The following is a 21,369-nucleotide window of genomic DNA, read 5'->3' on the forward strand; positions in this document are numbered from 1 at the left end:
GCCGGGAGGGAACTACCCAGGAGGTAGCAGTGGCTCTTCGCGGTGGAACTCGGTTCTCGGTCCCGTTCGAAGCGGTCTTCCCGCACGGCTGTGTGTTCGTGCCGGAGTCGATTGCGGAGGCGCAGGACTTCGATGAGAAGACGCGGGCACGGACGCCGAGCAAGGACAAGATCACCGGTCAGCGGGTGTGGCAGTGCCGCGTGATGGACATGGACCCGGAGTTGGGTGCGCGGTCTCGTGAGGTGTCGATCAAGATCCTGTCGGATGTGCGGCCGGTGCCGCCGGTGGGTCCGTTCCAGCAGGTGGAGTTCGAGAACCTGACGGTGACCCCGTACGTGGGCAGCAACGGGCGGCTGGCGTTCTCCTACCGGGCCACGGCGCTGGTGCCGCCGAAGTCCCTCGCTGAGTCGCGCGGCAAGGCTGCCTGATGGCTGTGGTGATGGCGGGTGTGCACGTCAGGCCGGACACCGAGTTGTCGTTCCGGTCGTACCCGTCGCAGGACCGGGTGACGGTGGCCCTCGGCGACGCCGACGGTGCGGTGACCCTGTTTCTGCCTCGGTCGGACATCGACCGGTTGGCGGGTGTGCTGGCGCAGGCTCGCGAGTCGCTGTCGGCGGTGGCCGTGAAGGCGGCTGCCTGATTCCTGATGTTGGCGCGGGGCGGTCTCGGCCCTAGGAAAGCTCGACCGCCCCGCTGCCCAACCAATTCCTCTCGGCCTGGAAGGGCGGGTTCATCATGCCTTCTTTCCTGGACTGGACTCGCGGTGGTGGTGCCGGCGAGTCCGCTCCGTGTGTCATCTGCGGCCGTCCGGCGATCTGCCGTAGCCCTGGTGGGAAGCCGGTGCACAAGGTCTGCGCGGAGATGTGGACTGAGCAGCACCGCGGCGACCGTAAGGCGGTGGCGTGATGCGCGCCCCGCTGGTCAACTTCCGTCGTCTTCAGGTGGCCACCCCGTGGCCCCTGGTCTGGACGGTCACGATCGCGTTCCTGCTGGCTCGTCTCGCCGTGGCGGTCGTGCGGTTCGCGGTGTGGTCGGTGCGGCACTGGCGGGCCTGGCCGGGCTTGCTCCTGGTCCTGGTCGCCGTCGCCGTCTACCAGTCGCACGGCTGGTTGCCCCACGTCCTGGTCCTCGTCTTCCTCGCCGCTGGCGCCGGACTGTGGTGCTGGCGGGGGCGGGACTCGTTTCACCGCCTTGTCGTGCTGCGCGCGGTCACGGTGTGGCGGCGGCTGTGGGTCTACCGGCGGCAGTGGCGCGAGGCCATGACCCTCTGCGGGCTGGTGAAGAAGTACGACGGTGGCGAGAAGGTCCCGCAGCTGCTGTCGGTGCGCTGCTCCTACGCCACGGATGAAGTCGTGCTGCGGATGCCCCGCGGGCAGAACCCGGAGGCGTACCAGAAAGCGGCCCGGGACCTGGCGTACTCGTTCGGCACCCGGCACTGCCGGGTCTACTCCGGCCGTCGCCACCCGGCCCCGCACCGCGTCGGGCGCCTCGCCTGGCTGCTGCGCCTGGTCGACCGGGTCCGGTTCCGGGACCGGCCGCGGCATGTGTGGCTGGTGTTCATCCGCCGTGACCCGCTGACCCGCGTGGTGGCGCCGCTGCCCGTCTCGGCCCGCCCGGACTTCACCGCCCTCCCGCTCGGCCTGCGGGAGGACCTCGCCACGTACTGCCTGCGGCTGCTCGCCACTCACGTCCTCGTGGGTGGGGCGACGCGGATGGGCAAGGGCTCGGTCATCTGGTCCCTGATCCGATCCCTCGCCGCCGGGATCCGGTCGGGTCTGGTGCGGGTGTGGGCGATCGACCCCAAGGGCGGCATGGAACTCGCGATCGGGCGACCGCTGTTCTCCCGCTACGTCGATGACGACTGGTCCCGCATGGCTGATCTGCTCGAAGACGCCGTGGCGCGGATGCGTGCCCGTCAGCAGATCCTGCGAGGCAAGGTGCGGGTGCACACCCCGACCCTGGATGAGCCGCTGATCGTCATCGTCATTGACGAGTTGGCCACCCTGCTGGCGTTCCTGCCTGACACCGAGATCCGTAACCGCATCACTCAGGCCCTCGGTGTGCTGCTGTCGCAAGGCGCCGGGCTCGGCGTCCTGGTCGTCGCTGCCACGCAGGACCCGCGCAAGGAAGTCGTCACCGTCCGGGACTACTTCCCGACCCGCATCGCCCTCGGCCTCACCGAGAAGAGCCACGTCGACCTGCTGCTGGGTGACGGCGCCCGCGACCGCGGCGCCCTGGCCGATCAGATCCCGCTGTCCGCGAAGGGCATCGGCTACGTGCTGCTCGACGGTCAGCCCGAACCGGCCCGGGTCCGGTTCTCCTACATCCCCGATGACGTGATTCGGGACATGGCCGACACCTTCCCCGCCCCACCGGAGACCCACCCCGAACCGGAGGTGGTCCCGGCTCCGGCCAAGCCGGCCCGCACCAACGGGCGGCACACCTACCGGCCGACCCCGCCGAAGCAGGCGGCGCCACTGCTGCCGCCGTCGTTGCTCAACGCCCTGGACCTCAACGGCACCAACGGGAGTGACCCCCGATGACCACCGACCTGCCCGACGGCACGCCCACCCGGATGCCCTACGCCGACGAACCCGAGCCCGCCCAGGAGCCGCGGCGCTTCTACCGGCTGCGCGCCCCGCACATCGACAAAACCTCCGTGCCGGTCACGGTCCGGGTCACCCCCGACGCCGACCTCTACGTCGCGGTCGGCTCCGGCCGACGCCGCATGTACCTGACCCCGAACGAGGCGTGGGCGCTGTGGCGCTGCCTGTCCGAAGCGGTCGCCTCCACCGGTGAGCCGCCGGAGTGGATCCGCGTGCACATCACCCCCGCCCACCGCTGATTCCCCCCGCCTGCCTTGGAGCCCGTGATGCGTACCCGTCGACTCACCCGCCGACCCATCCGCCGGACCTGCCTCGACCTCGCCCACACCGACCCCGACCAGCACTGCCCCTACTGCGCCCCCGACACCCACGCCGACGCGATCCTCGCCGCCGCTCTCGCCCGGCACGCCGAGATCGCCGCCGAGGACGCCGAGACCTGGGGGTGGGCGGCGTGAGCACCGACCCGAGCACGTTCACGCAGCAGTTCGCCGCCGAGTACGCCCGAAACGCGGTCCCGACCATGCTGAAGGCGATTCAGTCGATCAAGAAGTACAACCGGTTCGTCCTGCTCGGCGCGCTCGCGACCAGCTACCTGCACCAGGCCCACTACCTGTGGACGCAGGAGGCCGGCTACTTCGCCTACCTCGTGCCGCTGATCTTCGACGCCGCGATGGTGTCGATGCTGACCGTCGTACGCACCTCCGGCATCGCGAAGGATGCCAAGCGCGGAGCGCTGGTCGTGTTCGCCGGCTGTGGCCTGCTGTCGGCCACCATCAACTTCGCCTCCCCGGGCAGCCTCGGGCTGCGGCTGGTCTTCGCCCTGGTCGTCGTCCTCGTCATCGGCGTCGAGCTGGTCGCCGGACGCATCCGACCCGACTTCGCCGCCATCCAGGCCGAAGCCGCAGCGCTGCTCGCCGCCGCCCGCGACCTCGCCGCCCAGGACGAGCAGACCACCGACGACACCGACACCGCCGACACCCCGGACACCGTCGACATCCCGGCTGCCGTCGACCTCGAACCCGAGCCGGTACCGGTCGTCACCCCGCCGGCACCCGTCCCCACCCCGCCCGCGACCCCGTCGCCGATGCGGTCGGCGCTGGTGTCCTCCGTCATCCAGACCCCGCGCAACGGGCACGTCTTCACCTCGGAGGTGACCCGATGACCCGCACCCAACTCGCCCGCATCAACACCCGCCGCCCCACCGTCGTCGCTCGGCGGATCGTCGGCACTCCGGCTGAAGTGGCCGCGTCCGTCGCCCTGGTCCGCGACTCCGGCCGGCTGCTGTCCATGACCACCCCCCGCCAGATCCCCGGCGACCGGCGGGTGACGGTCACGGTGCGGTTCCTCAACCACGACCGGCACGCCCCGGCTCCGGTCCGCCGGCTCCGGCGCGGTCCCGTCATCGCCGCCATCGCCGTACCCGCCGTCGGTGCCGTCGCCGCGGTCGGCTACCTCGCCGCCGGGCTCGTCACCGCGATCCGGGGCGCGTTCCCGCTGATCCTCGGCGGCCTCCTGGTCCTGGTCGTCATCGCCCTGCTGCTGCGCGGCTCGGATCGCTGCTGCCCCGGCCTGCACTGCCCCGGCTGCGGCCACTGACCGCGATGACCGGCCGGCCCACCTACTGCGCCCGCTGCGGTGGGCCGGCCACCGCCCTGATCGAAGCCGGCCACCCCGGCACCGGCCACTACCGCGCCGAGGTCGCCTGCCACCGCCACGAACCTGCCGCCCACCGCTGGGCCGCCCACGTCGGCCCGACCCGCACCACCCGCATCGGCCCCACTCAACCCCCGCTGTTCGAGCTACCGGAGGTGACCCGTTGACCGCCCCCACCCTGCCCGGCCTCACCCCCGACCCCGCCCCGGCGACCGTTGCGCCGGCGAGCGGGTCCCGCGCCGCCCGCCTCGCTATGCCCATGTCCCGGCAGGTCCTCAAGGAGATGGCCGCCGAGTACGGCGTCTGCCTGCGACCCGTCACCCTGCGCCGCACCGACCTCGCCACCGGCCAAACGGAAGTCATCGACCTGCCCTGCGGCACCACCCGCGAAGACAAGTGCCCACCGTGCGCGAAGCGTGCCCGCCGGCTACGCCAGACCCAGATCCGCGAGGGCTGGCACCGCGCCGACGAACCCGCCCCCGCACCCGACCCGGCCACCGACGCCCAGCGGGAGTTGATCCTGCTGCGGGCGCACCTGGAGTTCGCCCGCGATGAGGCGCAACGGGCGGCGCAGTTCGACCAGATGCCCGCGCTGGATGACGCGATCGCTGAGGTGGAAGACGCGATCGCCGCCGAAGGGATGCGCGGGCAGGTCGCCCCACCCCACGACGGCGAAGGATCCGACGGTGCCCGCCGCAAGCGGTCGACCCGCCGCCGTCAGGACGCCCCCGACCTGCCCCGCAAGAAAGTCGAGGCGCGCACCGTCGGCCGCGTCTATACCGCACCGGACGGCACCGAACACCGCCCGTCCATGTGGCTGTCGCTCACCCTCGACTCCTACGGGCGAGTCCTGCCCGACGGCACACCCGTCGACCCCGACAGCTACAACTACCGGCGGGCGGCCTGGGACGCGGTCCACTTCGCCCGGCTCCTGGATCGGTTCTGGCAGAACCTGCGCCGCTGCGTGGGCTGGAACGTCCAGTACGCCGGCTGCGTCGAGCCGCAACGCCGACTGGCGCCACACGCCCACTTCGCCATCCGCGGCACCATCCCCCGGGCGGTGCTGCGGCAGGTCGCCGCCGCGACCTATCACCAGGTGTGGTGGCCCCCGGCGGATGAGCTGGTGTATCCGCTGGACCGGCCGCCGGTGTGGGACGACAGCCGCGGGGAGTGGGTCGACCCCGACACCCGGGAACCGCTGCGGTCGTGGGCGGATGCCCTGGACCTGGTCGACGCCGACCCCCAGGCCCAACCCGTCCACGTCGTGCGCTTCGGCCGGCAGGTCCACGCCGAGGGCGTCACCCCCGGCACCGTCCACGCCGAACGCACCATCGGCTACATCACCAAATACATCACCAAGAGCGCCGCCGACTGCCACAAGACCACCACCGACCGGCAGCGAGACCACCTCGACCGGCTCTGGCAGCAACTACGGATCACGCCGTGCAACGAGCGGTGCGCCAACTGGCTGCTCTACGGCATCCAACCCAAGAAAGCCCACGGGCGCCTGCAAGCCGGGCGCTGCAAGGGCAAGGTCCACCAGCGGGCCACCCTCGGCATCGGCGGCCGACGCATCCTCGTCTCCCGCGACTGGTCCGGTAAAACCCTCGCCGACCACCGCGCCGACGCCCGCGCCTGGGTCCGCAACCTCCTCGGCATCAGCACCAGCGCCGACAACGCCGACCCCACCGGCCCGGACGACCCACCCGCCTACGCCTGGGAACTCGCCCGACCCGACGACCCCGACATTCCACCCCTGCAACACCGACTGCTCCGCGCGCTATCCCAACGCGCCCAATGGAAAGCCGCACTCCTCGCCGCCAGGGACCGTGCCACCGCCGACACCAGCACCGCCGTCTATCCCGTCGCCCGCTAAACCGGAGGAATCATGCAACGCGCTGTCGTCTCCCTAACCGACCGTCTCCGTCCCGCCCCCGTCGAAACCGACGCCCCCGGCCGTCTGCTCCGTATGGCCGACAGCCGCGCCGTCTATTCCGTTCGCGAAGTCGCCCGGTTGCTGTCGCTGTCCCTCGGTAGCACCTACGCCCTGGTCCGAGAGGGTGAGATACCCGCCCGCAAGCTCGGCGGACGTTGGGTCATCCCCAAGAAGCGCTTCCACGACTGGCTCGACGAGTGCACCGAGCAGCCGAGCGACGAACCGAAGGGCTGGGCCTAATGGGACACATCATCAAGACGCCTGCGGGCACCTTCCGAGCCAACTGGCGGGACGCGACGGGCCGTCAAAAGGCCAAGACCTTTCCGACCAGGCGTCAGGCGGCTTCCTTTCTCGCCGAAACGGAAACCGCCATCGCACGGGGCGGCTACGTCGACCCTCACGCCGGACGACTCCCGTTCGGGAAATACGCGGAACGGTGGCGGGAGTCGCGGAACGACGAACTCACCACGAAAGCTCGAGATGCGTCGATCCTGCGAACGCACGTGCTCCCGCGCTGGTCCGACGTGCCGCTGCACCGAATCGATCACCTTGCCGTACAGACCTGGGTGACGGAGCTCAGCGCGCGACGCTCGCCCGCCACGGTGGCGGAGTGCTTCCGCCTGCTCTCGGCTGTCCTTCGTTCCGCCGTCCGTGATCGGCTCATCGGCACCAACCCGTGTGAGGGTGTCAAGGTGCCAGCGCGACGTAGGAAGGACACCGATGGACATGTCCTGTCCCACGCTGATCTGGTCGCCAAGCTCCTGCCGGCCGTGCCTGACCGGTACCGCGCCCTGGTCGCGCTTGCCGGCGGCACTGGGCTGCGGTGGGGCGAGTGCACCGGGCTCCGCTGGGAATCACTCGACCTGGGCAGGAAGACGGTCGAGGTCGTCCGGGTCGCCGTCGAGGTCGCCGGCACCGTCACCAGCAAGCCCTATCCGAAGTCACGGGCGGGTCGGCGTACCGTCCCGGTGCCTGGCTTCGCGGTCGAGCTGCTGACGGCCCATCGTGACGTCTTTCCCACCGGTCCCCGCGGTGAGGTCTTCACGAACTCGTCCGGTGGTCCGCTACGTCGGACGTTGTTCCGCGCACGGGTCTGGCGGCCGTCGCTCGTCCGTGCCGGCCTGCTCGGAAACGTGAGTCGGCTCGGGCACTTCAAGTGGCGCGCGGCATGGCTCGACTCCGAGGGCGTCGAGTGGACCGCGGAGTTCACCACCGAGCGGGAGGCGGTTGCGCACGTGGCGAAGATGGCGCCAGGCGGGCTTCGCTTCCACGACCTTCGGCACTCGTACGCCACCGAGCTGGTGTCGCGCGGTGTTCCGATCAACGACGTCCAGGGCGTGATGGGCCACGAGAAACCGTCGACCACGCTGAACCTCTACACCCACCGATCAGACGGGAGGGATCAACGCATCCGGGAGGCGTTCGCTGACGATCCGCTGACACCCAACGACAACTGACGATGGAATCAGCAAGAGCCACCCTCATCCGAGGGTGGCTCTTCTGCGTTACTTCGATGGTGGGCGATACTGGGATCGAACCAGTGACCTCTTCGGTGTGAACGAAGCGCTCTCCCGCTGAGCTAATCGCCCTCAGCGCGGATGACTGTACCTGATCCGCTCCCCCGTCCGCGAATCCGGGGTCAGTGCGTCGCGAGGTAGTGCATGATCCGCGCGACGAGGTCGATGCCGAGGCTGTACTTGAGGCTGAGCCAGAGCACCGCGGCCACGAACACGAGGCCGACGGAGCCGAGCACGACTCGCACGGCGAGTGACTGGACCTTCACCCACTGCGTCCAGCTGTGAACGTGTCGGCGGGTGAAGCCGAGCAGCCGGCGGGCCCAGTGGTATTCGACCGCCCAGATGCCCAGGCCGGCGATCACCAGCAGCCAGCCGGGGCCGGGCAGCGGGATGAGCGCGATGCCGAGGGTGACGACGAGGGCGCCGGCGATGGAGATGAAGATCTTGAGCGCGATCCGGCCGGTGGGGTTGGCGCGGATCAGGTCGAGGGTGGTGGAGACGCGCAGCCGCCACCGTTCCCACCGTCGCCGTTCGGCCACCGCGAGGCCGCCCTGACCGGGCCTGGCGGGCCCGTTCCCGGAGGCTCGCGGGCCGGGCCGGTCGTGCTGGTCCATCGACACCGCGTACCCCCGCTTTTCGGCTGCTCGGACCCCGACGTTCGGCGAGCTGGGCGCCACTATCGGATCCACTGAGGATCGTTTCGTGACCATTTCACCCCCCAGTGTCGCTCGGGACCGTCACCCCTTCCGACGACTGGACGTTACCGGAGTAAGTCGACGACTGAACCACCCGCTCCGGGCGGGACGACGCACTGGGCAGAACCGGAAATCCTACAAGAATTTTCACATTCTGGCTGGCCTTTCCGACCCCCTTCCCACCACTGGGTGAAGTCAGCGTATGGCGGAGCGTAGCCAGGAGTAGCGCCTGAGTATGGGAAAAGCGGGACACGCGCGTTCCGCAGCGGTGCCGGGGGGAGAACGTCCATGAGTGTCATCCGACCGACGACCGTAGAGGTCGAGACGTCGCTAAGGCTCGTCGCGCCTGACGCCACCGCCTTGCCGGTGCGTGCCAGCTTGCGTTACGACCCTGCTGACCCGTATGCGGTCCATGTCCTGTTCCACGCCGAATCGGCGGGGGGCGAGGCAGTCAGCTGGTCGTTCGCGCGCGAGCTGCTGGTCACCGGCCTCGACGAGCCGGCCGGCATCGGCGACGTCCGAGTGTGGCCGTGGGCCACGCCGCGCGGCGACTTCGTCGCGCTCGCGCTGTCGTCACCCGACGGCAACGCTCTCTTCGAGGTGCCGAGGAGCGTCCTGGTGCGCTTCCTGCGGCGGACGTACGTCGTCGTCCCGCGTGGCCGCGAGGCCGAGCACCTGGACGTCGACACCGCGGTGAACCGGCTGCTCGCGGGCCGCTGAACCGTCACACCGGGTAACACCGGCCTTTCCGGCCACCTGGGGCCGCGCGGATCTGCCGAGTCCGCGCGGCTCCGGCACACCCGGGGCGTACGCACAGCCGCCCGCCCCGGGACGGTCACGTGTCAGCCGTGCGTGGTGATGCCGCCGTCGACCGGAATGACCGCTCCCGTGAGGTACGCCCCGGCGCGCGACGAGAGGTAGATCGCGGTGCCGGCCATGTCCTCCGGCCGCCCGATCCGCCCCAGCGGCACCTGCTTCTCGATCGCCTCCCGGGACGACGGGTCGTCCAGCGCGAACGCCATCATCTTGCTCTCGAACGGGCCCGGCGCGATCGCGTTGACCGTGATCTGCTCACCGGCCAGCTGGTGGGCGAGGCTGCGGGTGAGCATGTGCACGGCCGCCTTGGTCGCCGAGTAGGCGTACACCTCCATCCACGGCACCCGGATGCCGTCGATCGACCCGATGTTGATCACCCGGGCGGGGTCGTCGGCGCCGGCGGCGGCGCGCAGCGCCGGCAACAGCGCGGTGGTCAGCCGGAAGACGGCCTTGACGTTCACCGCCCAGAGCTTGTCGAAGGCGCTCTCCGGGTACGCCTCCAGCGGCGCGCCCCACGTCGCACCCGCGTTGTTGACCAGCACGTCGAGCCGGTCGACCCGCTCCCGCACGGCGGCGGCGAGGCCCTCGGCCCCGGCGTCGCCGCTCAGGTCCGCCGGGATCGCCTCGCAGCGCCCCTCGGCGGAGAGCTTCTCGGCCACCGCGGCGCAGACGTCCGCCTTCCGGGACGAGATGATCACGTGCGCTCCGGCCCGGACGAACCCCTGGGCGATCATCAGGCCGATCCCCCGCGAACCGCCGGTGACCAGGACCGTCTTGCCTTCGACCGAGAACAGATCCGTCATGCCATCCCCTCGAGTGTCGGCGGTGCCCGGTGGCCGACGGGGGACGCGGGCGGCCCGGCCGCCGGTCGTGCCGGACCACACGGCGCTACCGCCGGGTAACGTAGCCCGGGTGCCGGGACCGGGACAAGACCGAGCGGGGCCGGGCGGGCGGTCGGCGGCGCGCCCGGGCGGACGGTCGGGATGCGATGACCTGCGGCTCGGGCTACCGTCGGCAGCGATGGTCTCTCCCGGTCAGCCGCCCGCGGCAATCGTCAGCACCCCGTCCGTCCTGCCCGTGGACATCGACACGCTCGATCTCGCCGATGTCGCCGGCGACCCGAGCCGGCGTCGCCCCGTGCTCGTCGACCGGGACCTGCTGGTGCTGACGACGGGCGGGCACGGCGACGCCGAAGTGGACTTCCAGCCGCTGCCCTGCCGCCCGGGCACCCTGCTGCGGGTACGCGTCGGCCAGGTCCTGCGCTGCCCCTGCCCGCAGCTGGACGCCACCGTCGTGCGGTGGGAGGCCGGTGCGCTGAGTGGCCTCCAGGTCGACCCGGACGCCGTGCCGACGTGGCGGCAGCTCGCCGGCGAGGACGAGGATGCGGTCATCAGCGAGGTGAGCCAGCTCGCGGTCGACTGTGCCCGGCACCGGGGGGTGCCCGCCGCCCAGCCGTTGCTGCGGCACCAGCTCGCGGTGCTTTTGCTGCGGCTCGCCCTCGCCGGCCAGGACCGGCACCCGGCGGCGCGGCCCGAGCAGGACACCTTCGACCGGTTCTGCCGCGAGGTCGAACGCGACTACCAGCGCACCCGCCGGGTCGAGGACTACGCCGCGCGGCTGGCCTGCTCGGTGCGTACGCTGACCCGCGCCTGCCTGGCCGTCACCGGGCGCAGCGCGAAGCAGGTGATCGACGATCGGGTGGCGTTGCAGGCCAGCCGCCTGCTGGCGGCGACCGACGAGCCGGTGGCGCGGATCGGTCGGCACCTCGGCTTCTCCGAGCCGACCAACTTCGGCCGGTTCTTCGCCCGGGAGGTGGGGGTGAGCCCGGGCGCGTTCCGGGCCGCGCGCGACGAGCCGCCGCCCGCCGCGATCGTCCGGCCCCGCCCACCGGCCGAGCCGCCGCGCGCACTCCCGGCGCCGTCCCGTTCGCTGCGCTGACCGGCCCGGTATGGAGGGGCGCGCCCGACCCCGTACGACGCCCGGCGCGTCGGCCGTCCACCCTGGTGGGCATGATGACGGGGTGCAGATCTCCGCGCGCGGTGACTACGCGGTCCGGGCGGCTCTGAGCCTCGCCGCGGCGTACCCCTCGCTGCTGTCCACCCAGGCGATCGCCGCCGACCAGGACCTGCCCCGCAAGTTCCTCGAGGCCGTGCTGGCCGACCTGCGCCGGGCCGGTGTCGTCCGCGCCCAGCGGGGCGCCGAGGGCGGCTACACGCTGGCCCGTCCGCCGCGCGAGGTGACCGTCGGCTCGGTGCTGCGGGCGGTCGAGGGTCCGCTGGCCGGGGTGCGCGGCCTGCGTCCGGAGGAGACCAGCTACGCGGGCGCGGCCGAGAACCTGCCCAGCCTGTGGGTGGCGGTGCGGGCGGCGCTGCGCCGGGTGGTGGACGAGGTGAGCCTCGCCGACATCGTCGGGGGTCGCCTGCCCGCGCACGTGCGGAAGTTGACCGCGCTGCCGGACGCGTGGCAGCCACGCTGACCGGCACCGGTCGGACCGGCCTCGGTGACCCGCCGCTCACACCGTCCAGGGTGGAATCGGACGGCGTTTCGCCATTCGTCGCATCGGGAATGTTCGGGACCGACACGGCAGGGAACGGTGACGAAGGGAGTCCCGCGATGGGCCTCATGTTCCGCAAGCGCAAGAAGATCGGTCCGCTGATCCTCAACTTCACCGAGAACGGCTTCTCGTCGTGGAGCATCAAGATCGGGCGATGGTCCTGGAACTCCCGGGCGAAGGCGCACCGCGTCGACCTGCCCGGCCCGCTGTCCTGGAAGCAGGACAAGTCCCGCACCTGACCTCCGGGCCCCGCCCCGTCCCGACGGCGTCGGGGCGGGGCGTGCTGGTGTCAGACAGGTGGTTGCGGGTTCGCGGAGCTGATCACCACGTCGCCGGCGAGGCGGCCGTGGGTCGGGTTGCGGGTGACCGCGCCGGTGGTGAGCAACCCGGTGAGCGCGCGGACCGCGTCCGTCGAGCGGTAGACCGTCGACGTCAGCGTGTAGCGGCGCAGTTCCGTCACCGTACGCGGCCCGGAGCGGGCCAGCTCGGCCGACAACTCCCGGCGTAGCGGGCCGGGTTCCGGGTCGAGCGCGATGTCGAGCAGGCGCCCGGCCGGGTCCGCCGGGTCGCGGTAGCGCACACCGGCGAACTCGTCCACCGCCCAGAGCGCCTCCTTCACGGCCTCCAGGCTGCGGTCCGAGCCGGTGCCGAAGGCGAGAGTCACCGCAGCGCCGTCGGCCGGCACAAGCTCCACCTCGGTCACGAGCGGGAAGCCGGCCCCGCCGAGCGCGGCGCGAGCAGTCCCGCCGGGCAGGCGGAGCAGCACCTCGGCGGGTCGGCCGATCGCCGTCGCGGCCAGCACCTGGCCGTCCACCCCGGCCGACGGGGCTCCCGCCGTCGGCGGCGCGGCGGCACCCCGGGACGGGCCGCGAACGTCCTCGTCCGACGGGCCGTCGGCGTCGTCTCCCGACGGAGCGGCGACGGCGTCCACGAAGGAGAACGTCGGCGCACCGGCCGCGCCGGCCGCCTTCGCGGCGACCGGTAGGCGTGACGGGTCGCCGGGCACCACGTGCACGGCGACCTCCGGCGGCAGGCCCGCCTCGATCGGGCCGAGCCGCGCCGGCAGGTCGACCGCGGTGGCGAGCACCAGCACGGTGAGCCGCCGGCCGTGGAGCCGGTCCGCGTACTCGGCGACGGCCCGCAGGGCGTCGGCCGACGACTCGGCGTCGCCTCCCGCGTACGCCAGGGCGATGGTGGCCCGCCGCGAGCGGTGCAGCGCCGCGGGCAGCCAGGTCTCCACCTGGCGGACCAGCAGTTCGCGGACGACGGGGGCGGTCGGGTCGGTCGGCATGGTGTCGTTCTACCGCACCGCCGGTCAGGCCGGAATCGAGATGCCCACTCCGCCTCGCGTCTGCCCGCCGTAGCGCTGCCGCTCGCGGTCCAGGTCGAGCCGTCCGATGCGCTTGCGCGCGGACAGCGCCGCGTCGTCGAGCAGGTCGGCGGGGACCAGCCAGACCACCTCGAACTCCAGGCCGTCCGGGTCCTGCCCGTAGAGGCTCTTGGTGGTGCCGTGGTCGGAGGTGCCGACCAGGGCGCCCGCTGCCGTCAGCCGCTCGGCGGTGGCGGCCAGTTCGTCGAGGGTGTCCACCTCCCAGGCCAGGTGGTAGAGGCCGACGGTGGCCCGGCCGGCGGTCGACCGCCCGGCGGCGGCGCCGATCTCGAACAGCCCGAGGTCGTGGTCGTTGGTGGAGTCGGGCGCCTGGAGGAAGGTCGCGCCCCGGAAGCCGTCGGGAGTCATCTCGACCGGGCGGAAGCCCAGCACGTCCCGGTAGAAGGCGACGCTGCGGGCGAGGTCACTGACGTAGAGGACGGCGTGGTTGAGTCGGTGGATTCCCATGCCACCACGGTAGCCCGGTTTAGTTGAGCCTTCAACTAAACCGGTTATGATGGCCGTCATGACGCGGTGGTTGGACCCGGACGAGCAGCAGACCTGGCGGGCCTTCCTCACCGCCTCCCAAGGGCTCATGGACGTGCTCGACCGGGAGTTGCAACGCGACGCCGGGATGCCGCACGCCTACTACGAGATCCTGGTCCGACTCTCCGAGGCCCCCGGCCGGCACCTGCGCATGAGCGAGCTCGCCGACGCCGCCGGCTCGTCCCGCAGCCGGCTCTCGCACGCCGTCGCCCGCCTGGAGTCCGCCGGCTGGGTCCGGCGCGAGGAGCACCCCACCGACCGGCGCGGCCAGGTCGCCCACCTCACCGACGAGGGCTTCGCCACCCTCGCGGACGCGGCACCCGGCCACGTCGAGGGCGTACGCCGGCACCTGTTCGACGCGCTCACCCCGGCCCAGGTCGACCAGCTGCGCCGTATCAGCGAGACGCTGGTCGACCACCTGACCGGATCCTGACCAATCCACACCGGCGCGGGTCTTGTACTTACCGTCGTCGGATGAGCACGATGGGGCGTGCCCTCCGGCTTCGGCGAACTGACTGATCAGGCGCACCACCTGGTGTCCCTCGGCGACCTGGCCGGCGCGCAACGGCTGCTCTCCGACCCGCTGACCGACGCCGACCCGAGCCCCGCCAACGCCGACCCCGAGCTGGCCGAGGCGGCCAGCCTCCAGGCACGCGTGCTGGTGGCCCTCGGCGAGCCGCACTCCGCCCGAGGCTGGGCCGCCTTCGCGTACGCCGCCGCCACCCGCCTGCACGGCCGCTCCGACCCGCGTACCGTCTCGGCCGCGGCCACCCTGGCCGCCGTGCTCTACCGGGTGGGCAGCCACTCCCGCGCCGGCCGCCTCTACCAGGAGGTGATCGTCGAGCTGACCGCCCAGGAGGGGCCGGAGTCGCTGCGCGTGCTCGCCGCCCACGCCGACCTGGCCACCGTGGAATACGCGCGAGGGCAGTGCCAGGTCGCCCGCGACCGCCTGCGGGACGCCTGGGAACTGCACCGCGAGGTGTACGGCGAGGGCCACCCCAGCGGCATCAAGATGCTGGCCCGACTCGGCGGCATGCAACGCGACTGCGGGCAGTTCGCCGAGGCGCACGAGAACCTGGCGCTGGCCCGGGAGCTGGCCCGCCAGCACCTCCCGGCCGACGACCCGCTGGCCCTCCAGGTGGCGGCGCTGGCTCGGGCCGCCGCGAACCCCGACCACGTCTGCGCCGACAGCACGCCGGACGCCCCGGTGGTGCCCGCCGCCCGCACGTCGCCCTTCGACGACGCGGACCCACGCGCCGACGAACCGGCCGAGGCGGCGAGTCCGACCCACCCGCCGTACCTGCACGCCGCCGGGGCCGGGGAGGCCTACCCGGACCCGGACAGCACGGGCGCGACGTACGCGGACGCCGGCGGCACGGGCGGGACGGCGTACCACCCGGGGATGCCGGACCACGACGGCCCCGCCGTGCCCAATCCGCGTCAGCCCGTCGACGAGCCGGTCGGCGCCGAGCAGGCGTGGTGGCCGCCGGAACCGGCCGGCGGCGCCGTGCCGCCGGCGGTGGTCACGTTGGCCGGCGCCGGCCCCGCCGAGGAGGCGGAGGGTGTGCACCGGGTCCGCGTCCCCGACGACCCGGGCGAGCCCTACCAGCCGTCCCGGCTGCTGCCGGTGCCGGTGCACCGGCCGCCGGCTCCCACCGGCCGCCGGCTGCTGCCGATCGTGGTCGGCGGCATCGTGGTGGTGCTGCTGGGCGCCGCCGCCGTGATCGCCGGGGTGGCCCGGGTCGACGGCGAGGCGGACCCGGAACCGACACCGGGCACCGGGTCCACTCCGGCCGCCACGGCGACCACCGGCGACCCGGCCGGCTCCGGCAGCGCGAGCGGACCGCCCGGTCCGGGAGGCACGGCGAGCCGCACGCCCGGCGCGGCCGTGGCGACGCCCGGCACGCCGCCCAGCGGCGTCGCTCTGCGCGACACCCGGGACTCCATCGTGCTGCGCTGGACGTACCCGGCCGGCGGCGAGGGGCCGGTGGTCATCTCCGGCGGCCGGGCCGGCCAGGACAAGAGCATCTTCGCCGACCTACCGCCCGGCGAGACCAGCTACATCGTCTACGGCCTCAACCGCACCACCGACTACTGCTTCACGGTGGCGGTGGTCTGGTCCGCCGACGTCGTGGCCACCGCCGACGAGGTCTGCACCCGCCGCCGCTGACGTCCGCCACCCCGGCCCGGTTGTCACGCGCCGTCGCCGCCGGGCTGGCACGTCTCCCGAGACGGCCCATAACGGACAGTCATGAATATGCCTCTCCGTCATAGTGCTCGTCGCGGACTCGTCCGCCGGACGACGACACGCCCACCCGCCGCGACGGCCCGCTCAGCGGCCGTCGTCGGTCGCGGGCAGCGCCGGCAACCGCAGTGACACGCGCAGGCCCGGCCCGTCGGCGTCGCCGAGGGTGACGGTGCCGCCGGCACGGCGCACCAGCTCGCGGACGATCGCCAGGCCCAGGCCGGCGCCCCCGCCGTCCCGGGCGCGGGCGTCGTCGAGGCGGGTGAAGCGGTCGAAGACCCGCTCACGGTCCGCGGCCGGGATACCCGGCCCGTCGTCGGTCACCGTGACCCGGTGGTACGCGCCCTCCGCCCCGACGGCGAGCACCACCCGGGTACGCGCGTGCCGCACCGCGTTGTCCACCACGTTGGTCAGCACCCGGCGCAGCTCGTCGGGGTGCCCGACGGTCCACAGCGGCTCGCCGGGTGGCTCCACCCGCACCGGCGGCGACGGATAGCGGGCGGCCACCGTCGCGAGCAGGTCGCCCAGCTCGACCGGGCCGACGGCGTGGCCACCCACACCGCCCGGGCCGGCGGAGGCGGTCGCCGTGGGGGCCGCGCCGGACTCGTCGAGGCGGGCGAGCAGCAGCAGGTCGTCCACGAGGTGGCTCAGCCGCTCGGTGTCGGCGAGCAGGTTGTCGGTGACCGCCGCCCAGTCCGTCCGGTCGCCGAGACGCTGGGCGACCTCCAGCTCGGTGCGGATGTTGGTGACCGGGCTGCGCAGCTCGTGCGCGGCGTCGGCGACGAACGCCCGCTGCCGCTGCCGGGCCGACTCCAGCCGGTCCAGCATCCCGTTGAGGGTGACCGCGAGCCGGTGCACCTCGTCCCGGGACGCGGGCACCGGCAGCCGCCCCGGGCCGGCCCGCCCGGTGATCTCCTCCGCGCCCCGGCGCAGGGCCTCGACCGGCCGCAGGGTCGCGCCGACCACCCGCCAGGCGACGGCGGCGAGCGCCGCCACCAGCAGCGGGAAGCTGACCACGAGGATGGTGCCGACCACGTGGGTGCTGTGCCGCACGTCGCTCAGCGACTTGGCGACCAGGACGGTGAGCGGGTCGGCGGCGGTGCCCGCGGGCACCGTCACCACCCGCACCGGGCCGACGAGGCCGACCCGCTCCCCCGACACCACCAGCCGCTGCCGCTGGTCCGGCTCCAGGCGTTCGGCGCGGACCATCGGCACGAGCCGGTCCGCGTCGATCGACGCGGCCCGCACCCGGCCCTGGGCGTCCACGACCTGCACCCGGAGCTGCCCGCCGGCGACCGGCAACGGGTCGGGCAGCGCGTCCTCGGCGGCGAGCAGCGCGACCGCGTCGGCGGTGCGGAACGCCTCGTTGTCCACGCTGCGCTGCAACACGAACCCGAGGACGCCGATCAGCACCAGCCCGCCGAGGGCCAGCCCGACGGAGAGGCCGAGCACGCCGATCGCCATGAGCCGCCCGCGCAGCCCCAGGGCGGGCAGGTGGGGACGCGGCAGCGGCCTCACGTGGCGAGCCGGTAACCGGCGCCGCGGACCGTCTCCAGGCGCTCCCGGCCGATCTTGCGGCGGAGGTAGCCGACGTACACCTCGACGGCGTTCGGGGCCGTCTCCACACTGGCGTCCCAGACGTGGTCCAGCAGCTCGGTCTTGGAGACCACCTCGCCGGGGCGGCGCATGAGGTAGTCGAGCAGCGCGAACTCGCGGGCGGTCAGGGCGACCTCGACGTCGGCACGGGTCACCCGCCGCCGGGCGGGGTCGAGGCGCAGGTCGGCGACGGCGAGCACCGTCGGACGTTCGGGTGCGCCCCGACGCAGCAGGGCGCGCACCCGGGCCAGCAGCACCACGTACGAGAAGGGCTTCGTCAGGTAGTCGTCGGCGCCGCAGTCGAGGCCGTCGGCCTGGTCGTACTCGCCGTCCTTGGCCGAGAGCATGAGCACCGGGATCCAGTGCTCCTCGGCGCGTAGCCGGCGGACCACCTCGTAGCCGGAGAGCCCGGGCAGCATCACGTCGAGGATCATGGCGTCGTAGCCGCCGCCACGGGCGGCGTCCAGGCCGGCCGGGCCGGTCGGGGCGACGTCGACGGCGAAGCCCTCCGCCTGCAGGCCACGTTGCAGGGCGGCCGCGAGCCGCGCCTCGTCCTCCACCACCAGCAGCCGCACGCGGTCAAGGGTGCCACCCGATCGCACACAGTTGCCGGCGTCCTCAGCGCCCTCACAGCCACCACCGGGCAGGATGTGGTCAGGAGGTGCCTGATGTCCGTCCTGAAGAGTCGTCCCGTCCTGCGGTGGGTGGTGCCCGCCGTCGCCGCTGTCGCCGTGATCGGTGGTGGCGCCGCCGTCGGCACGTTCGCCGCCGAGGCCGAGCCGAGCCTGCCGCCGCGTACGGCCGCCCAGCTCCTCGTCGATCTGCAGACGGCCCAGCTGGACGGGCTGTCCGGCACGGTCGTCCAGCGGGCCGACCTCGGTCTGCCGCCGATCGCCGGCCTGCTGGGCGGCACCAATGACCTGACCGCCCTGGTGACCGGCACGCACACGCTTCGGGTGTGGCACTCCGGGCCGGACAAGCAGCGGATCGCCCTGTTGGACACGCTCGGCGAGAAGAACGTGATCCGCAACGGCCGCGACCTGTGGGTGTGGGACAGCCGGCGCAACGAGGCGAGCCACCGGTCGCTCGGCGCCGGCTCCGGCGAGCGGGGCGCCCACGAGGGCGCGGCGCCGGAGGTGCCGCTGACCCCGCGGGAGGCCGCGGACAAGGCGTTGGCCGCCGTCGACCCGACCACCGCGGTCAGCGTCGGCCGGGCCGCGACGGTGGCCGGGCGCGACGCGTACGAGCTGGTGCTGGAGCCGCGCGACAAGACGTCGCTGGTGCACCAGCTGCGGATCGCCATCGACGCCCGCGAGCACGTGCCGCTGCGGTTCGAGGTCTTCGCCACCGGCAGCGACCAGCCGGCGTTCGAGGTGGCGTTCACCCAGGTCGACTTCCGCCGGCCGGACGCGGACCAGTTCTCGTTCAACCCGCCGCCCGGTGTGCGGGTACGGGAGGAGTCGGCCGAGCGGCCCGCCGGTCCGGCACGCAAGCCGGCGGCGGACGCGCAGCCGCGGGTGCGTACGGTCGGCACCGGCTGGACCACGGTGATCGAGGCGCGGACCGGCGAGGCCCTGCCGACGGGCGCCGCGGCGGGCGCGACCGGCGGGGCGAAGGACCCGGCCGGCGGTGCGATCGCCGGTGCGCTGGGCTCGCTGCCGGCGGTCAGCGGTGACTGGGGCAGCGGCCGACTGCTGACCGGCAAGCTGTTCAGCGTGCTGCTCACCGACGACGGTCGGGTGCTGGCCGGCGCGGTGACCCCGGAGCGGCTCTACGAGGTGGCCCGGGGCTGACCCGGGCCGTCACCCGGCGACCTCGCCGGGACCACGGGCGCCGCCGGCGGATCTCGCCGGCGGCGCCCGCCGTGTCGGATGGTCGTGCCGCGCCGGCTCAGGAGATCGCGGCGTGGGCGGTGACGAGGTCCAGGACGAGGGCGAGCGGCGGCCAGCCACTCCGGCCTCGGCGGGTGACCGCGTACGAGCGCAGCCGCACCTCCGGGCCGGTGAGCGGGAGCAGGCGGACGCCAGGCAGGGTCGGCTGGTCGGCCGGCAACAACCCCACGCCCAGCCCGGCGACGATCATGTCCTGGACCAGTTCCAGGCTGTCCGCGTGGTGCTCGACGCGGGGCACGAAGTCCGCCATCGAGGCGACCGTGCGCACCACCTGCTCGTCGGCGCTGTTGCGGGAGTTGACGATCCAGTGATCGGTCGCGAACCGGCGGAAGACCTCGGGGGACGTGCCGGTGACCGGGGGTGTGTCGGCCGGCACGCCCAGGCTCCACCGGGCGGACCAGAGCGGGGTGGCCTCGACGGTGGGACCGGCGGGCGCCGGGGCGAGGCGGTAGTCGTAGGTGAGCGCCAGGTCGACCTCGTCCGCCGCGAGCAGCGCGTACGCCTCGGCCGGCTCGTGTTCGTGGATGCGCAGCCGGACCGCCGGGTGGTGGGCCGCGAGGTCGGCGGCGACCGGCAGCAGCGACCGGCGTACGGCGGTGGCGAAGCCGGCGACGCGGACCGTGCCGGCCGGCTCGGCCTGCGGGTCGAGGTCCAGCCGGGCCGCGTCGACGGCGGCGAGGATCGTCACGGCGTGCCCGGCGAGCCGCCGCCCGGCCGGGGTGAGCCGGACCCGCCGCCCGGAGGGCTCGATCAGGTCGGCGCCGACCTCGCGGGCCAGCACGGCGAGCTGCTGGGAGACCGTGGAGGTCGTCACGCCCAACTCCTCGGCGACCTCCCGCATCGAGCCCAGTCTGGCCAGCTCGTGCAGCAGGCGGAGGCGGCGCAGGTCCATCCCCGCATTGTTCAGCAATGCCGAATGATCCGTCCAGCAATGACACGTGGACGTGAACGGTTCGGGGGCGTTCTACTGGGCGCATGACTCCCACCCGCGCCGGTTCCGCGATGGCCCTCACCTCGATGATGCTCGTGCAGGTCGGGTTGGCCGCCTCGGTCGGCCTCTTCGACCAGGTCGGCCCCGAGGGCGCCGCCTGGCTCCGGCTCGCCTGGGCCGGAGTGCTGCTCGTGGTCCTGGTCCGCCCACGCCCGTCCGCGTTCACCCGCTCCGCGCTGTACGCCTGCCTGGCGCTCGGCGTGGTGACCGCCGGGGTCACCATCCTGTTCATGGCCGCCGTGGCCCGGCTGCCCCTGGGCACGGCCAGCGCGCTCGAGTTCCTCGGCCCGCTCGGGGTCGCGGTGGCCCGGGGCCGGGGCGGCACGAAGCTGTGGCCGGTGCTCGCCGGCGTCGGGGTGCTGCTGCTCACCGAGCCCTGGCGGGGCGGCGCCGACCTGCTGGGCGTCGGGTACGCGCTGGCCGCCGGCGCCTGCTGGGCGGCGTACATCCTGCTCACCCAGCGCGTCGGCGACGAGGTCTCCGGGCTCCGCGGCCTGGCCGTCTCCATGCCGGTGGCCGCCCTGGTGGCCACCGTGGTCGTCGGGCCGTCGGTCGTTCCCGACCTGACCGGGGAGGTGCTGCTCGCCGGCCTGGGCCTGGCGTTGCTGCTGCCGGTGATCCCGTTCGCCCTGGAGCTGCTCGCCCTGCGCCGGTTGACCACCGCCGCGTTCGGCACCCTGATGAGCCTGGAACCGGCGATCGCCCTGCTCGTCGGCCTGGTCGCGCTGCGCCAGGTGCCGGGTGTCGCGCCGCTGCTGGGCGTCGCGTTCGTGGTGGTCGCCGGCATCGGCGCGGAGCGCACCGGCGGGCGGACGGAGGTGACGGAGGTAGCGCGACGTGACTCGCCCGGCGGACTTGGTCGGGCCCGCGCCGGCGCGCTATCTTTCACTGTTCACGCGCACAAAAAAGAACGGCTGTGAAAAGCCGTTCTGACATCAAATTCTAATTCTTAG

26 protein-coding genes and 1 tRNA gene are annotated in these 21,369 nt (G+C 73.2%); 19 read left to right on the forward strand and 8 right to left on the reverse strand.

What is annotated here, in order from left to right; all coding sequences use genetic code 11:
• Positions 1 to 29 precede the first annotated feature (29 nt).
• The 11 genes from ACIBTV_RS20140 (at position 30) to ACIBTV_RS20190 (ending at position 7,652) form a co-directional block, all read left to right on the forward strand.
• Positions 30 to 428, forward strand: coding sequence for a transcriptional regulator (locus tag ACIBTV_RS20140; protein WP_396706931.1), 399 nt, complete (start codon positions 30 to 32; stop codon positions 426 to 428).
• Positions 428 to 640 carry a hypothetical protein gene (locus ACIBTV_RS20145; RefSeq protein ID WP_396706932.1) on the forward strand — a complete coding sequence of 71 codons (213 nt, stop codon included), beginning with the start codon at positions 428 to 430 and terminating at the stop codon, positions 638 to 640. The genes ACIBTV_RS20140 and ACIBTV_RS20145 overlap by 1 nt, the downstream gene beginning before the upstream one ends.
• Before the next feature lie 265 nt (positions 641 to 905).
• Positions 906 to 2,543, forward strand: coding sequence for an FtsK/SpoIIIE domain-containing protein (locus tag ACIBTV_RS20150; RefSeq protein WP_396706934.1), 1,638 nt, complete (start codon positions 906 to 908; stop codon positions 2,541 to 2,543).
• A complete protein-coding gene (locus ACIBTV_RS20155; protein WP_396706936.1) occupies positions 2,540 to 2,845 on the forward strand; it encodes a spread protein in 306 nt (101 codons plus the stop codon). Before ACIBTV_RS20150 ends, ACIBTV_RS20155 begins: the two co-directional genes overlap by 4 nt.
• A gap of 27 nt (positions 2,846 to 2,872) precedes the next feature.
• Positions 2,873 to 3,061, forward strand: coding sequence for a hypothetical protein (locus tag ACIBTV_RS20160; protein WP_396706938.1), 189 nt, complete (start codon positions 2,873 to 2,875; stop codon positions 3,059 to 3,061).
• Complete coding sequence (locus tag ACIBTV_RS20165; RefSeq protein WP_396706940.1) at positions 3,058 to 3,768, forward strand: DUF2637 domain-containing protein; 711 nt, start codon at positions 3,058 to 3,060, stop codon at positions 3,766 to 3,768. The genes ACIBTV_RS20160 and ACIBTV_RS20165 overlap by 4 nt, the downstream gene beginning before the upstream one ends.
• Positions 3,765 to 4,202 carry a hypothetical protein gene (locus tag ACIBTV_RS20170; protein WP_396706942.1) on the forward strand — a complete coding sequence of 146 codons (438 nt, stop codon included), beginning with the start codon at positions 3,765 to 3,767 and terminating at the stop codon, positions 4,200 to 4,202. Before ACIBTV_RS20165 ends, ACIBTV_RS20170 begins: the two co-directional genes overlap by 4 nt.
• Before the next feature lie 5 nt (positions 4,203 to 4,207).
• Entirely contained in the window at positions 4,208 to 4,426 is a 219-nt protein-coding gene (locus ACIBTV_RS20175; RefSeq protein ID WP_396706944.1) for a hypothetical protein, read from the forward strand.
• Complete coding sequence (locus ACIBTV_RS20180) at positions 4,423 to 6,135, forward strand: replication initiator (protein WP_396706946.1); 1,713 nt, start codon at positions 4,423 to 4,425, stop codon at positions 6,133 to 6,135. The genes ACIBTV_RS20175 and ACIBTV_RS20180 overlap by 4 nt, the downstream gene beginning before the upstream one ends.
• A gap of 93 nt (positions 6,136 to 6,228) precedes the next feature.
• Entirely contained in the window at positions 6,229 to 6,435 is a 207-nt protein-coding gene (locus ACIBTV_RS20185) for a helix-turn-helix domain-containing protein (protein WP_396706948.1), read from the forward strand.
• Positions 6,436 to 6,887: 452 nt separating this feature from the next.
• A complete protein-coding gene (locus ACIBTV_RS20190) occupies positions 6,888 to 7,652 on the forward strand; it encodes a tyrosine-type recombinase/integrase (RefSeq protein WP_396706951.1) in 765 nt (254 codons plus the stop codon).
• Between the two features lie 57 nt (positions 7,653 to 7,709).
• Here ACIBTV_RS20190 and ACIBTV_RS20195 read toward each other — a convergent pair.
• A tRNA-Val gene (locus tag ACIBTV_RS20195) sits at positions 7,710 to 7,784 on the reverse strand.
• 50 nt (positions 7,785 to 7,834) lie between these two features.
• Positions 7,835 to 8,422, reverse strand: a complete 588-nt coding sequence (locus ACIBTV_RS20200; RefSeq protein ID WP_396706953.1) for a TIGR02611 family protein — start codon at positions 8,420 to 8,422, stop codon at positions 7,835 to 7,837.
• A 273-nt stretch (positions 8,423 to 8,695) separates the two neighbouring features.
• Between ACIBTV_RS20200 and ACIBTV_RS20205 the strand changes: the two genes are divergently transcribed.
• Complete coding sequence (locus tag ACIBTV_RS20205) at positions 8,696 to 9,127, forward strand: SsgA family sporulation/cell division regulator (protein WP_007457244.1); 432 nt, start codon at positions 8,696 to 8,698, stop codon at positions 9,125 to 9,127.
• Positions 9,128 to 9,249: 122 nt separating this feature from the next.
• Here ACIBTV_RS20205 and ACIBTV_RS20210 read toward each other — a convergent pair whose 3' ends face one another.
• Entirely contained in the window at positions 9,250 to 10,026 is a 777-nt protein-coding gene (locus tag ACIBTV_RS20210; RefSeq protein WP_396706955.1) for an SDR family oxidoreductase, read from the reverse strand.
• 217 nt (positions 10,027 to 10,243) lie between these two features.
• On the opposite strand from ACIBTV_RS20210, the gene ACIBTV_RS20215 reads away from it, so the two are divergent.
• The 3 genes from ACIBTV_RS20215 to ACIBTV_RS20225 all read left to right on the forward strand — a co-directional run bounded on the left by ACIBTV_RS20215 (position 10,244) and on the right by ACIBTV_RS20225 (position 12,016).
• A complete protein-coding gene (locus ACIBTV_RS20215) occupies positions 10,244 to 11,161 on the forward strand; it encodes a helix-turn-helix transcriptional regulator (protein ID WP_396706956.1) in 918 nt (305 codons plus the stop codon).
• An 82-nt stretch (positions 11,162 to 11,243) separates the two neighbouring features.
• Positions 11,244 to 11,699, forward strand: coding sequence for an RrF2 family transcriptional regulator (locus ACIBTV_RS20220; RefSeq protein WP_396706958.1), 456 nt, complete (start codon positions 11,244 to 11,246; stop codon positions 11,697 to 11,699).
• 137 nt (positions 11,700 to 11,836) lie between these two features.
• Positions 11,837 to 12,016: a DUF4236 domain-containing protein gene (locus ACIBTV_RS20225; RefSeq protein ID WP_396706960.1), complete on the forward strand. Its 180-nt coding sequence runs from the start codon at positions 11,837 to 11,839 to the stop codon at positions 12,014 to 12,016.
• Between the two features lie 50 nt (positions 12,017 to 12,066).
• Here the strand turns inward: ACIBTV_RS20225 and ACIBTV_RS20230 are convergent, their stop codons facing one another.
• Together ACIBTV_RS20230 and ACIBTV_RS20235 are read right to left on the reverse strand one after the other, a co-directional pair.
• Positions 12,067 to 13,068 carry a hypothetical protein gene (locus tag ACIBTV_RS20230; RefSeq protein ID WP_396706962.1) on the reverse strand — a complete coding sequence of 334 codons (1,002 nt, stop codon included), beginning with the start codon at positions 13,066 to 13,068 and terminating at the stop codon, positions 12,067 to 12,069.
• 24 nt (positions 13,069 to 13,092) lie between these two features.
• Positions 13,093 to 13,614 (reverse strand): VOC family protein, encoded by a 522-nt coding sequence (locus tag ACIBTV_RS20235; RefSeq protein ID WP_091590357.1) that lies wholly within the window; start codon positions 13,612 to 13,614, stop codon positions 13,093 to 13,095.
• Positions 13,615 to 13,663: 49 nt separating this feature from the next.
• On the opposite strand from ACIBTV_RS20235, the gene ACIBTV_RS20240 reads away from it, so the two are divergent.
• Entirely contained in the window at positions 13,664 to 14,125 is a 462-nt protein-coding gene (locus ACIBTV_RS20240) for a MarR family winged helix-turn-helix transcriptional regulator (protein ID WP_396706964.1), read from the forward strand.
• A gap of 57 nt (positions 14,126 to 14,182) precedes the next feature.
• On the forward strand, positions 14,183 to 15,862 hold the full coding sequence (locus tag ACIBTV_RS20245; protein ID WP_396706966.1) for a tetratricopeptide repeat protein: 1,680 nt from the start codon (positions 14,183 to 14,185) through the stop codon (positions 15,860 to 15,862).
• A gap of 162 nt (positions 15,863 to 16,024) precedes the next feature.
• On the opposite strand, the gene ACIBTV_RS20250 is transcribed toward ACIBTV_RS20245, so the two are convergent.
• Complete coding sequence (locus ACIBTV_RS20250) at positions 16,025 to 17,401, reverse strand: ATP-binding protein (RefSeq protein WP_396707227.1); 1,377 nt, start codon at positions 17,399 to 17,401, stop codon at positions 16,025 to 16,027.
• Positions 17,402 to 17,451: 50 nt separating this feature from the next.
• On the reverse strand, positions 17,452 to 18,108 hold the full coding sequence (locus tag ACIBTV_RS20255; RefSeq protein WP_396706968.1) for a response regulator transcription factor: 657 nt from the start codon (positions 18,106 to 18,108) through the stop codon (positions 17,452 to 17,454).
• Between the two features lie 93 nt (positions 18,109 to 18,201).
• Between ACIBTV_RS20255 and ACIBTV_RS20260 the strand changes: the two genes are divergently transcribed.
• Positions 18,202 to 19,326 carry an outer membrane lipoprotein carrier protein LolA gene (locus tag ACIBTV_RS20260; protein WP_396706970.1) on the forward strand — a complete coding sequence of 375 codons (1,125 nt, stop codon included), beginning with the start codon at positions 18,202 to 18,204 and terminating at the stop codon, positions 19,324 to 19,326.
• Positions 19,327 to 19,423: 97 nt separating this feature from the next.
• Here the strand turns inward: ACIBTV_RS20260 and ACIBTV_RS20265 are convergent, their stop codons facing one another.
• Positions 19,424 to 20,317: a LysR family transcriptional regulator gene (locus ACIBTV_RS20265; RefSeq protein ID WP_396706971.1), complete on the reverse strand. Its 894-nt coding sequence runs from the start codon at positions 20,315 to 20,317 to the stop codon at positions 19,424 to 19,426.
• An 83-nt stretch (positions 20,318 to 20,400) separates the two neighbouring features.
• Between ACIBTV_RS20265 and ACIBTV_RS20270 the strand changes: the two genes are divergently transcribed.
• On the forward strand, positions 20,401 to 21,336 hold the full coding sequence (locus tag ACIBTV_RS20270) for an EamA family transporter (RefSeq protein WP_396706972.1): 936 nt from the start codon (positions 20,401 to 20,403) through the stop codon (positions 21,334 to 21,336).
• Positions 21,337 to 21,369: the final 33 nt, after the last annotated feature.

Origin of the sequence: Micromonospora sp. NPDC049366 (genome assembly GCF_044466625.1) — a bacterium.
Lineage (GTDB): Bacteria > Actinomycetota > Actinomycetes > Mycobacteriales > Micromonosporaceae > Micromonospora.

Bases quoted from the DNA above. Each gene is read 5' to 3' on its own strand.
- ACIBTV_RS20260 (WP_396706970.1), top strand. From the start codon at position 18,202: ATGTCCGTCCTGAAGAGTCGTCCCGTCCTGCGGTGGGTGGTGCCCGCC.
- ACIBTV_RS20215 (WP_396706956.1), top strand. From the start codon at position 10,244: ATGGTCTCTCCCGGTCAGCCGCCCGCGGCAATCGTCAGCACCCCGTCC.
- ACIBTV_RS20210 (WP_396706955.1), bottom strand. From the start codon at position 10,026: ATGACGGATCTGTTCTCGGTCGAAGGCAAGACGGTCCTGGTCACCGGC.
- ACIBTV_RS20155 (WP_396706936.1), top strand. From the start codon at position 2,540: ATGACCACCGACCTGCCCGACGGCACGCCCACCCGGATGCCCTACGCC.
- ACIBTV_RS20270 (WP_396706972.1), top strand. From the start codon at position 20,401: ATGACTCCCACCCGCGCCGGTTCCGCGATGGCCCTCACCTCGATGATG.
- ACIBTV_RS20200 (WP_396706953.1), bottom strand. From the start codon at position 8,422: ATGGTCACGAAACGATCCTCAGTGGATCCGATAGTGGCGCCCAGCTCG.
- ACIBTV_RS20205 (WP_007457244.1), top strand. From the start codon at position 8,696: ATGAGTGTCATCCGACCGACGACCGTAGAGGTCGAGACGTCGCTAAGG.
- ACIBTV_RS20235 (WP_091590357.1), bottom strand. From the start codon at position 13,614: ATGGGAATCCACCGACTCAACCACGCCGTCCTCTACGTCAGTGACCTC.
- ACIBTV_RS20185 (WP_396706948.1), top strand. From the start codon at position 6,229: ATGGCCGACAGCCGCGCCGTCTATTCCGTTCGCGAAGTCGCCCGGTTG.
- ACIBTV_RS20240 (WP_396706964.1), top strand. From the start codon at position 13,664: ATGGCCGTCATGACGCGGTGGTTGGACCCGGACGAGCAGCAGACCTGG.
- ACIBTV_RS20160 (WP_396706938.1), top strand. From the start codon at position 2,873: ATGCGTACCCGTCGACTCACCCGCCGACCCATCCGCCGGACCTGCCTC.
- ACIBTV_RS20175 (WP_396706944.1), top strand. From the start codon at position 4,208: ATGACCGGCCGGCCCACCTACTGCGCCCGCTGCGGTGGGCCGGCCACC.
- ACIBTV_RS20225 (WP_396706960.1), top strand. From the start codon at position 11,837: ATGGGCCTCATGTTCCGCAAGCGCAAGAAGATCGGTCCGCTGATCCTC.
- ACIBTV_RS20230 (WP_396706962.1), bottom strand. From the start codon at position 13,068: ATGCCGACCGACCCGACCGCCCCCGTCGTCCGCGAACTGCTGGTCCGC.
- ACIBTV_RS20250 (WP_396707227.1), bottom strand. From the start codon at position 17,401: ATGGCGATCGGCGTGCTCGGCCTCTCCGTCGGGCTGGCCCTCGGCGGG.
- ACIBTV_RS20265 (WP_396706971.1), bottom strand. From the start codon at position 20,317: ATGGACCTGCGCCGCCTCCGCCTGCTGCACGAGCTGGCCAGACTGGGC.
- ACIBTV_RS20150 (WP_396706934.1), top strand. From the start codon at position 906: ATGCGCGCCCCGCTGGTCAACTTCCGTCGTCTTCAGGTGGCCACCCCG.
- ACIBTV_RS20145 (WP_396706932.1), top strand. From the start codon at position 428: ATGGCTGTGGTGATGGCGGGTGTGCACGTCAGGCCGGACACCGAGTTG.
- ACIBTV_RS20170 (WP_396706942.1), top strand. From the start codon at position 3,765: ATGACCCGCACCCAACTCGCCCGCATCAACACCCGCCGCCCCACCGTC.